The sequence below is a fragment of the Thalassotalea fonticola genome, from assembly GCF_032911225.1.
Lineage (GTDB): Bacteria > Pseudomonadota > Gammaproteobacteria > Enterobacterales > Alteromonadaceae > Thalassotalea_A > Thalassotalea_A fonticola.
This window is the reverse complement of record NZ_CP136600.1, coordinates 2,312,182-2,323,492: the sequence shown is the minus strand read 5'-3', so window position 1 is coordinate 2,323,492 and position 11,311 is coordinate 2,312,182. Positions and strand designations below refer to the sequence as shown.

At 38.9% G+C, this 11,311-nt stretch carries 7 protein-coding genes; all 7 read left to right on the top strand.

Features of this window, described 5'->3' with window-relative positions; genetic code table 11:
• Positions 1-3 precede the first annotated feature (3 nt).
• The 7 genes from RI844_RS09470 to RI844_RS09440 all read left to right on the top strand — a co-directional run bounded on the left by RI844_RS09470 (position 4) and on the right by RI844_RS09440 (position 11,002).
• Positions 4-1,434 (top strand): sulfatase, encoded by a 1,431-nt coding sequence (locus RI844_RS09470; protein ID WP_348398203.1) that lies wholly within the window; start codon positions 4-6, stop codon positions 1,432-1,434.
• A gap of 142 nt (positions 1,435-1,576) precedes the next feature.
• Positions 1,577-2,869: a sugar MFS transporter gene (locus tag RI844_RS09465; RefSeq protein ID WP_348398202.1), complete on the top strand. Its 1,293-nt coding sequence runs from the start codon at positions 1,577-1,579 to the stop codon at positions 2,867-2,869.
• Positions 2,870-2,910: 41 nt separating this feature from the next.
• The gene (locus RI844_RS09460; RefSeq protein ID WP_348398201.1) at positions 2,911-3,189 is read left to right on the top strand and encodes an EF-hand domain-containing protein; all 279 of its coding nucleotides are present in this window, start codon (positions 2,911-2,913) and stop codon (positions 3,187-3,189) included.
• A 366-nt stretch (positions 3,190-3,555) separates the two neighbouring features.
• Positions 3,556-6,402, top strand: coding sequence for a TonB-dependent receptor (locus tag RI844_RS09455; protein WP_348398200.1), 2,847 nt, complete (start codon positions 3,556-3,558; stop codon positions 6,400-6,402).
• Positions 6,403-6,566: 164 nt separating this feature from the next.
• Positions 6,567-8,183, top strand: a complete 1,617-nt coding sequence (locus RI844_RS09450) for a leucine-rich repeat domain-containing protein (protein WP_348398199.1) — start codon at positions 6,567-6,569, stop codon at positions 8,181-8,183.
• A gap of 566 nt (positions 8,184-8,749) precedes the next feature.
• Positions 8,750-8,974, top strand: a complete 225-nt coding sequence (locus RI844_RS09445) for a hypothetical protein (protein WP_348398198.1) — start codon at positions 8,750-8,752, stop codon at positions 8,972-8,974.
• A 330-nt stretch (positions 8,975-9,304) separates the two neighbouring features.
• Complete coding sequence (locus tag RI844_RS09440) at positions 9,305-11,002, top strand: TolB family protein (RefSeq protein ID WP_348398197.1); 1,698 nt, start codon at positions 9,305-9,307, stop codon at positions 11,000-11,002.
• The last annotated feature ends 309 nt before the right edge of the window (positions 11,003-11,311 follow it).

The window sequence follows — 11,311 nt, the reverse complement described above, 5'->3', positions numbered from 1 at the left end:
TTGATGAAGTATTCTCAATTAATTAAAGTTCTAGCAATTAGCTTAAGCTGCATATCATTAACTATTTTTGCAGCAGAAAATAACAAACAACCAAATGTGCTATTTATCGCAGTAGATGATTTAAAACCACTGATTGGTGCTTATGGTAACGACAAAATTATTACGCCCAATATAGATGCTATTGCCGCACAAGGCACATTATTTAGCAATGCCTATTCACAATGGCCGGTATGTGGGCCATCAAGAATGAGTTTGTTAACCGGATTACGCCCAGAAGTTAACGGCATTATGAATTTAAAAGATAAAATTCGTAATGTGAATCCCGATGTTGTCACATTACCGCAACTGTTTAAACAAAACGGTTATGAAACTGCTGCGGTAGGTAAAATATTTGACCCACGTAATGTTGAAAGTCGAGCGAAAGATGATCCTGTTTCATGGTCTATTGCCTACAAAGCCCCGACATCTTTTGTGAAAGGTAAGAAAAAACTCGCGGTTGAAATTATTGATGCCCCAGAGCATAAGTTTGTTGATGGCAATATCAATGAGCGTGGAAAAGCGTTGCTGCAACAAATGGGCAAAAGTGATAAGCCATTTTTCCTTGCATTAGGCTATAAACGCCCACATTTACCATTTTCTGTGCCAAAAACGTATTTTGATTTGTATGAGCGCAATACCTTTTCGCTTGCGCCATTTCAACAAGCACCGACAAATAGCAAAGCTAAATATATTCTTAATAACAATGGTGAAATGCTCACTTATAAGCCAACTCCTAAGCTAGGTGAAAAAATAAAGCCGTATTCTAAAAAAGGCTTTACCGAAGAGCAGCAACGAGAACTGATTCATGGTTATTATGCTGCGGTTAGCTTTGTTGATAATTTAGTAGGTGAATTAATATTTGAATTAGAAAAAACCGGTAAAGCTGACAATACCATTATTGTGTTATGGGGCGATCATGGTTTCCACCTTGGCGATCACGGTCTTTGGGGGAAGCATACGACCATGGAGCAGGCAAACCATGTGCCTTTAATTATTAAAGTTCCAGGTAAAAAGGCGAGTGTATATCAGCAACCTGTCGGCCTAATGGATATCTTCCCAACGTTAACTGACTTAGCGGCTATCAAGACACCTGAAGGTTTACAAGGAGACTCTTTGGTTTCTGCTATAAATCAACAGTCTGATAGCAAGCAACCTGTTGCTATTAGTCAATATAAACGTGTTGGTGCCTTTGGTTATTCAATGCGCACTGAAAAGTATCGTTATACGGAGTGGTTAAGCAAATCTAAAAAAGTTGTATACAAAGATCTGTATGACATGGAAAAAGATCCAGGTGAAACTGTTAATGTAATTGATGATGAAAATTACAAAGAAGTAGTCGTTGAACTAGCTGCCTTATTAAGGGCTAATGGCCAAGGCCTTAAACGCTTGAAATAAAATAGTAAGTAAGTTTTAAACCTCTTAATCTGTCCCGATTAAGAGGTTTTTTTATATTCTAAAAGCGCTCTCTTTAATTATTGACAACGATATCAGTTGGTGTATGCTAACTAACAACATTTTAACTTTAGAGTGAATCTAGATGGCTACAATAACAACTACAATTAATTCAGAATCGACAGTAAACGTTGATGGTAATTTAAACCATAATGTCAGTTTGGTAATTTTAACCTCATTGTTTTTTATGTGGGGCTTTGTTACCTGCTTAAATGACATTCTTATACCACACCTAAAAAGTGTATTTTCATTAAGCTATACACAAGCTATGTTGGTGCAATTTTGTTTCTTTACTGCTTATGCGGTTATGTCTATGCCATCAGCAAAATTAATTAAAAAAATTGGCTATAAATATGGCATTGTTGCCGGTTTGGTTGTTGCTGGCCTAGGTTGTTTAATGTTTTACCCTGCGGCAAGCATGCAGTCTTACCCGGTATTTTTAGTTGCATTATTTGTGCTTGCATCAGGCATAACTTGTTTGCAAGTTTCAGCAAACCCTTACGTAACAGCATTAGGGGAAAAGAAAACTGCTTCTAGCCGTTTGATCCTTACGCAAGCATTTAACTCTTTGGGGACAACAGTTGCGCCATTTTTTGGTGGTTTGTTAATTTTATCAGGTGTTGCCGTTGGTGTTGAAGAGCTAGCAATGATGAATGACGCACAACAGGCCGCACATCGTTTAGCAGAAGCACAAGCAGTACAAATTCCATACGTGGGTTTGGCGATTGCCTGGTTTGTTCTAGCGGCAATTTTTGTTTGGATAAAATTACCAACAATCGACACTATTGAAGGCAACGATACTGTTGACTGCAATGTTAAATCAGCTTGGTCGTTTCCTCACTTAACGTTAGGCGCGGTAGGTATTTTTGTTTATGTTGGCGCTGAAGTGTCTATTGGCAGCTTTTTAATTAACTTTATTGGCGAAGAAAATATTTTAGCAATGCCAGAAGCAGAAGCGGCGAGTTACATTGCATTATATTGGGGCGGCGCTATGGTGGGTCGCTTTATCGGTGTCTTTTTAACGCGCATAGTAGCAGCAAATAAGTTATTAGGCTTTAATGGCTTAGCGTCTGTTGCCTTGATTTTTACGGCAATGTTTACTGATGGTTACACAGCAGCGATTGCTATTTTAGCGGTAGGGCTTTGTAATTCTATTATGTTCCCAACAATTTTTACATTAGGCGTTAGCGATTTAGGTAAAGCCACTAGCCAAGGCTCAGGCATTTTATGTATGGCAATAGTTGGTGGCGCGTTAATTCCACTACTACAAGGTGTATTAGCAGATAGTATTGGTATTCAATTAGGTTTCATTTTACCAGCACTATGTTACGTCTTTATTGCCTTTTATGGTTATAAAGGTTCATTAATAAGAAAATAATAATAAAATAGTAGTAAAAATTACAACGAGAGGAAAGAACTATGAAAAAAGTTATAGCAGCAATTACATTATTGGCAGTTAGTACTAGCTTTGCATTTGCCATGGGTCAAAAATATTTTGACAAACTAGATACTAACGGCGATCAATTTTTAAGTATGGAAGAGTATGCGGTAAATTTGGAAAAATACTTTGCCAAGAAAAATATTACCGATCCAGCAGACAAAAAGAAAAAGCTGACAAATGGCTTTAACAAAAAAGATTTAAACGGTGACGGTAAACTTTCACTTGAAGAGTTGAACACTAAATCGAAAAAAAAATAACGTAGGCATTTAATGTTTAGATAAAAACCCTAAGTAAAAATTTTACTTAGGTTTTTTTTTGCGCTCACCAACAATTAATTTAGAGCTTGTTATGACATTTAGAATAGGTTTGCTCAATTTTTGAATTGCATCTAATTTGTTGATTCTAATGCTTTTTGTTGTTTGGTTTGGGTATTTAAAAAATGCAACATTTTATTAACAATTCTTACTTTGTTATTAACTTATAATATTTTGTAAAGATGTGTAAATATTTGCTTTGACATCGTTATCATTTGGTGTATGCTAATTGTACTAAAAAAATCAATAATATGTATTTTAGTTGTTTCAATTTAGCAACTAGCGAAATAGTTAACTCAGGGGAAGTAAATGTTAGGTAACTCGAAAAAGTCATTATTGACGCTCAGTATCTTAGCTGCTTTACATAGCACTGCATGGGCTCAAGAAGAAAGCGCAGCAGTAAAAACTAAGGTAGAGCAAGTCAGCACCGAGCAAGCGGATGAAAATAAAGAATCAGAAGAAGCCGCAGGTATTGAAGTCATTGAAGTTCAGGGGACTCGTGGCAGTTTAAAACGCTCGATGAACGCTAAACGCTACGCCGATCAAGTCATGGATGGTGTATCTGCCGAAGACATTGGTAAATTACCTGATGACAACATAGCTGAAGCTATTTCTCGAGTTGTTGGTGTTTCAATGAACCGCGCTGCCGGTGAAGGTGAATACGTAAGTATTCGTGGTATGGATCCTGGTTTAAGCAAAGTAACCGTTAATGGCCAATCTATGGCAAGCGGAAATGCGGGCTCAATGAACGTTGCTACTGATGGTAGCTCTCGCGCTACCAACCTAAATAATATTGCCAGTGAAATGGTTGGCGGTATTGAAGTATTCAAAAGCCCAACGGCTAATATGGTTGAAGGCTCTATTGGTGGTACGGTTAACTTAAAAACTCGCAAACCAATTGCAGTTGGCAATAAAGGTACTGTTTCTGTTAAAGCCGACTACAACGAATTATCAGATGATGCCGGTCCAGGCGCTAACTTATTTATAAACCGAGTGAATGATGACGAAACCTTCGCGGTTAGCACTACATTAAGCTACTTTGAGCGTACCATTCGCCAAAATAGGATGACTGCACGCGGCTGGGCCTTACAAAACCCAGATAATAGATATACTAAAGGTTTACCGTATGTTGATTTACCTGGTTATATCGAAGGGGATGAAAATGGTGAAGGTGGCGGTGTTTATCGACTCGAAAACATTGGTTCACAAACCGTTGAAGATGAACGTGAACGGATAAATGTTGCCGTTAATGCACAGTGGATCCCAACTGAAGATCTAGATATTAATTTAGGCGTGTTATATGCCAAGCAAACTCGTGAACGTTTATCTACCGATAATATTGCCGATTTTCGTGATAATGATTATTTAGCTGTTCGTGAGGGTAGTGTTATTGTTGATGGTTTAAACGTAATTTCGCAAATAAATGATCTGCAAGATGGTGCTACAGACCCATATACAGGGGAAGCTTACCCTGATGGTCACCCATATAAGGGAAAGAAATCTAAATATAACTACAATGCCGTAACCTATGATCGCGAATATGAAGATGAAACAGTTGGTGTGAATCTAGGCGCGGATTATCTGATTAATGATGAGTTTACATTTTCAGCCGCAATAGGTAGTAGTGAAGCAACCTTGACGCAAGACCAAACACAAGCGCTATTTAGCTCGCAAGTAAATGGTTTAGGTTACGTACTGCATAATGGCACCTATATGCCAGAGGTTATTTATCCTAGCAGTACCCAAGATTTAAACGCGATGGAACCGCAAAATATGCTGCTAGAGCAGTATAAGTTAAAGCATTTCGATACTGAGAATACCAAAGAGTATGTACAAGCCGATTTAGATTGGGAACTTGATAATGATCATATTCGCTCATTAGAATTCGGTGCACGATTTGAACGTGGTGAAAAGGAATACTTTTCAACTGCGAATAATACCACTGGAGCAGAAAATTTAGAGTATCTAGAGCAAGTTAAAGAAGCTAATGGCGGTGAATACGCTAATTTGGCTGACTTTGGTAATTATATTAATGTTCCAGATATGATCGACAATGGACCATTTGATGCTTGGTATAGTCCTGATACATCATCGCTAGATAAAAACTTTGCTGATTTGCGTGAACACGTTGAGATAGAATATGAAAGATATAACATAGTCGAAGAAACATCGGCTGTGTACACCCAAGCTAATATCAGTAGTGAAATCTTTAATATCCCAGTACGTGGTAATGTTGGTGTCCGTTATGTAACAACCGATATTGAATCAAGTGCAAATAAAAAAGTAGAAAACAACCCAGATTGGACTTGGACAACAATTAAGCATGATTATGACGATGTACTTCCAAGTGTAAACTTAGCCTTTATTCCACATCCTGATGTTGTTGTTCGTGCCGCTGGAGCTTCAGTAATGTCTCGTCCAAGCCATGGTCAACTGTCTTCCAGTTATCGTCCGGCAACAGATAACGGCAACCCTGTATTTAAACTTGGTAATCCAAAACTATCGCCATTTCGTGCTAATCAATATGATTTAAGTGCAGAGTGGTACTTTAATAGTGAAGGTTTATTGTCTGCAGGTATTTTTTATAAAGATATTGCTGACTTTATTGTTGAGAAGGTTGAACATCGTGTTTTACCTGATGTTAATAATGGTTGGCCTGTAGATGTGAAACAACCTATTAATGCTGAAGATGCAACCGTTGAAGGTGTAGAAATTAGCTATCAACAAGCATTTACCAGCCTTCCTAGTTTCTGGAGCGGTTTTGGTACCGCAATTAACTATACCTACAATGACAGTGAAACTAAGCTAGTGAATGATGTTACTGGTGAAAATATGACTTTGCCAGGCTTATCTCAAGATACCTTTAATGCCACAATTTATTGGGAAAAGCACGGTATAAATATGCGCTTAGCATATAACTACCGTAGTGAATATTTCAGAGTGTTCTCATGGTCAGGTGAAGCTGTATATGTTGATGATTTCGATCAATTAGACTTTACCGCGGGTTACCGTATCAGCAAAGCGTTGTCAGTTAACTTTAATGCTCGAAACATAACCGGTGAGAAAACCTATGAATACGTAGGTGATAGTTCTCGAGCGTACTCGGTTACAGATAACGGTAATAGCTACAACGTAACGTTGAAGTACAACTTCTAACAAATGATACTTCCGACCTTTAATAGGTTCTGGTCGGTTGTTTTTCTTAATGTTTGTATAGAATGAAACCAATATTAATTGTCGTTAAAAATGAATACTAAAAGCGACTTAAACAAGTAAAACAAAAACAATAATTAAATAGTTTTGCTTACAAGGAAACAGCTATGAAATTACAAAAAATTGTTATGTTGTCTTCAGCGTTATTAGCAGTTACTGCTTGCTCTGAAGGGACTGATAAGTCTGGTACTACCGAGACTTTTGATAGATTCTTAGCATCTATTGAATATCAAGATGCTAACTTGCAATCGTGTGTTGAAAGTACAATTTCCGAACAGAAATTAAAAAATTCAGCAGAATTAACAAATCTAGTCTGTACTGATGTCATTGAAAGCGTTGATGGCTTAGCTAACTTTAAAGAGCTCGATACAATTGATTTAAGTGAATCCGGATTAAGTTGTGCAGTTTTAGATGGATTTGATCAACAACTAATGGCAGATGCTGCCGCTTTAGGCGATGAAACTCCTGCCACAACAGTGCAACCACAGTCTTGTTTTTACAACTATTTAGAATTTGCTGACCAAGAATTTCGCGCTTGTGTAGTTGATCAATTTGCCGTAAATGGTTGGACCGCGGTAGAGGAGGTTACAGCTTTAACTTGTGATAACGACGCTATTCTTGATATGAGTGGGGTTGAGCAATTTATTAATTTAACTGACTTGAATATAACGAACACTTCGATAAATTGTGCTGATACTGCCGCATATGTTGCAGCTAATGAAAGTGTAACTGTTGCAAGCCCAGCAGTTTGTATCATTGAAAATATTGATATGAGTGATGATGTTGCTTCTTGTTTAGAAGGTAAAGTGCCAGCTTCAGGTCTAGTTGTCGATTTAGCATCGTTAACATGTAGCTCACCTGAGTTTACTGACGTTAAAGGTTTAGAAAAACTCACTTCATTAACAGAGCTTGTATTAACTGACACCAGTGTTGATTGTTATGTAAACCGTGATTTTGAAAACCAACTATTAGACACGATTGAATATTCTGCACCTAGTACTTGTATTATTACTGCTGAATCTACATTTGATCAAATATTGCGCGAATCTGGTAATCCTGAGGACCCTATTTTCGCTGATACTTTAATGCAGCAATGTTTTCAACAACGGGTTGATGAAGGTGGTTGGACGACAGTTGGGGAAGTTACTACATTAAATTGTGCAACAGCGGACTATAAATTTATCAGCTCTTTTCAAGGCATTGAAAATTTTGCATGGCTAGCTGTATTTTCTACAACTAAATCGGCTATCCCTACTGTTGAAGACCTTAAGTACCTAGCAGATTTGGATTTACTAATTGATTTAAACCTACAGTTTTCTGACATTTTGAAAGTTGCTGGCAACGAAACGCAGTTATTTTTAACTGAAAATGTAAGCCAACTACAAAAGCTTAATATCAACGGCTTTAAAGCGCTTGATTTTGCCGCTTTTAAGAACTTTGATAACGCAGATATCGATGATGATGGCTTAAAACAGATAAAGCTTATGGGTAATGCAGTTGATGATGCGGCATTAACAGCCCTTTCCAGCGCTTCTACATTAGAAGAAATATATATTGGTAATAATCCAAATATAACCTCAATTTTAGCCCTAAAAGATATGCCTAACTTAACGTTGGTTGATATTAACCATAAAAATACGGCTAATATCAAATGTTCAGATATTGATACATTAACGACAAATGGCATTATTGTGGTAACTGGCGTATTCACCTGTGTGCCATAACTTGTGAGTAACATTAAATAGCGATTATCTATATTACAAATAGATAAATGGTTTTCATAAAAATCCAAGGTTAAATTCTTGGATTTTTTTTTGCACTGTTTAGAGACTATATAGTGCCACAAGCAGCAAACAAAATTACTATAGAAAGTACTCAGTTATCCTCGAAGAGCTCAATCGACGTTGGGGACCTCATTAAGCGTACTGTGGATAGAAAAATTACTTCTTTAACTTGTTTTAGGGTATTCAATTGGTCGGCTTAGTGCCATTTACTGAGATAGAAAAAATACACAGTCATTCCCGCGAAGGCGGGAACCTCCATCAGCGTACTGTGATTAAATTAAAGTAACTTCTGCGGGGCTGGTTTGTATCACTTTACGCCTTAGAATTTCTACTGATAGATCTAAAAATGAGGCCAAATTTTCTGAGCTACTAAATTCCCCATAAACACAGTAGGGCATGCACAGATACCTGTTGCCCTGTCAAAATTTTAAATTCGGGCTTTTATTGTGGTAGCTAACAAGTCTGCTATATTTATTGCTGTGGCAATTACGTAAAGTACTTAGGTAATGCTGGCCAAAGAACTGGCGCATTGGTGGTATCCAAAAACTGACGAGTATTTTACACAAGGCCAAGCGATGCTATTGGCAATGCCGTTTCGTCATAGTCACGATAGTCAAGTGATCGATTTAAAACGCAATTGTTTTTCTAAGCTTATATGTTTAGAGGAATTAGGTGTCGGAAATTTAACACTTGATGGCAAAGCAGGTTTGCTCATTTGTTCAAGTGTATGACTGTCTATGTAAAAATATTTTGGTGTAATATATGCGCCAGAGCGCAGATGCAAGAATAATAATAAGGAAATTGTAGATATAGGCTTTTAGTGTGTTTAAAAGTCTTTGGAAGCTGCTCGTAAGGGTGGTGTTAATGGAATAATAATGGAATCGTATTATGAAAAATCTATTCATTGCAATGTTCATATCAATATCTCTACCGCATTCAGTTTTTGCGGGTACGTTTCAAACCTCTCAAAATAGCTTTTCTTCAACCGACAACTGTGATGCCAATGATCCCTCCTGGAATACGGCTACTGTGGATTTGGTGAGACATCTCGGGGGGGAGTTATGAGTACATTCAACCTAAAATCACCTTGGCTTGTTAAAGGCGTGGTGCTGGTTACTGCGCTAATGTCGATTGCTGTATTGTCGGCAGAAACCGAGCGAGTGAGTGTGTCAAGTACAGGAGTGCAGGGAAACTTTGATTCAGGGTTTTTCTTTCAAGGTAACGCGGTGAGTTCCGATGGGCGGTATGTGGCATTTCATTCTGAAGCGAATAATTTGGATACGGCCGATACGGATGATGTAAGAGACATTTACGTGTACGACCGCCAGTCGGATACGGTGGCGTTGGTGAGCAAGAACACGGCTGGCGTGACGGGGAACGGTAATAGTCATCAGCCATCCATGAGTGATGATGGACGGTATGTGGCATTTCGCTCTCATTCGACGAATTTGAATGCGGCCGATACGGATACTCTGCCAGATATTTACGTGTACGATCGCCAGTCTGATACATTGGCGTTGATAAGCAAGAATACGGCTGGCGTGAAGGGAAACGGTTGGAGTACTTTTCCTTCCATAAGCGGTGATGGACGGTATGTGGCATTTCGCTCTCATTCGACGAATTTGGATGCGGCCGATACGGATACTTGGGCAGATATTTACCTGTACGACCGCCAAGATGACGTGATGGAGTTGGTGAGCAAGAACGCTGCGGGGGTGAAGGGGAACGGTTATAGTTATACTCCTTCCGTCAGCGGTGATGGAGGGTATGTGACATTTAGCTCTCGTTCGACAAATTTGGATGCGGCCGATACGGATACTCGGGAAGATATTTACGTGTACGACCGCCAAGATGACGTGTTGGAGTTGGTGAGCAAGAGCACTGCTGGCGTGAAGGGAAATTATGATAGTAATAAGCCTTCCATCAGCGCTAATGGACGATATGTGGCATTTTCTTCATTCGCGACTAATTTGGATGCGACCGATACGGTTATTGGATATGATATTTACGTGTACGATCGCCAAGATGACGTGTTGGAGTTGATGAGCAAGAGCACGGCTGGCGTGGTGGGGAACAGTGCTAGTAATCGTCCTTCCATCAGCGGTGATGGGCGATATGTGGCATTTTATTCATTAGCGGATAATTTGGATGCGGCCGATATAGATACTAGGCAAGATATATACGCATACGATCGCCAGTCGGATACGGTGACGTTGGTGAGTAAGAACACGGCTGGCGTGAAGGGAAATGATATTAGTTATTATCCTGCCATTAGTGATGATGGCAGTGTTGTGGTGTTTTCTTCTCTTTCTAGTAACCTGGTAGATAATGATACCAATGAGCATTATGACGTGTTTGTGCGTGATTTTGGCAGAGTGTTGGATACTGATGAAGATGGTGTTTTAGACGCTGCCGATAATTGTCCATTGGTTGCAAATACATCTCAGGAGGATTTTGATGGCGACGGATTAGGTGATGTTTGTGATTTAGATGCTGATGATGATGGTGTCGCGGACGTCGGCGATACTTGTCTGTTTACGGGAAATGAGGTAGTAGATCCTGCTTCCGGTTGTTCAATAGCACAATACTGTCCTTGTGAAGGCGCAATGGGACAAACATCATGGCGCAGTCATGGTAAGTTCGTATCTTGTACAGCCAAGACCTCAGAAAGCTTTGTTGAGCAGAGTTTGATTACAGAGCAAGAGAAAGACATTATTGTTTCCAATGCGGCACAATCATCGTGTGGCGAAAAGGAATAGTCTTTCTTGTTGAATAGTAAGGCGGGGGGATCTCCCGCTTTTTCTTTAGCGAAATAAAGCAGACACCCACTGTAATCAAATATTTTGAAAAGTTAGCCGTAGTAAATTTGCTGTTGATTAGGCGTGAATTTAAGTATTTAAAACCGTCCGGAAAGTGGCATTCGCTGATGGAGTTATTTAAAGCGTCAACGGCTGCTGATCTCTTAACTGCCGTTAGGTTTTTGATTACATTGCGTTATATTGGCACTAGTCTCAAGTGTGACAAGGGTAAAAGATAGTAGGAAACTGTAACAAACAGCTATAAAAAAA

What these genes read in the sequence shown, in the direction of transcription:
- RI844_RS09470 (WP_348398203.1), top strand. Translation starts at nt 4, where the DNA reads ATGAAGTATTCTCAATTAATTAAAGTTCTAGCAATTAGCTTAAGCTGC.
- RI844_RS09465 (WP_348398202.1), top strand. Translation starts at nt 1,577, where the DNA reads ATGGCTACAATAACAACTACAATTAATTCAGAATCGACAGTAAACGTT.
- RI844_RS09460 (WP_348398201.1), top strand. Translation starts at nt 2,911, where the DNA reads ATGAAAAAAGTTATAGCAGCAATTACATTATTGGCAGTTAGTACTAGC.
- RI844_RS09455 (WP_348398200.1), top strand. Translation starts at nt 3,556, where the DNA reads ATGTTAGGTAACTCGAAAAAGTCATTATTGACGCTCAGTATCTTAGCT.
- RI844_RS09450 (WP_348398199.1), top strand. Translation starts at nt 6,567, where the DNA reads ATGAAATTACAAAAAATTGTTATGTTGTCTTCAGCGTTATTAGCAGTT.
- RI844_RS09445 (WP_348398198.1), top strand. Translation starts at nt 8,750, where the DNA reads ATGCTGGCCAAAGAACTGGCGCATTGGTGGTATCCAAAAACTGACGAG.
- RI844_RS09440 (WP_348398197.1), top strand. Translation starts at nt 9,305, where the DNA reads ATGAGTACATTCAACCTAAAATCACCTTGGCTTGTTAAAGGCGTGGTG.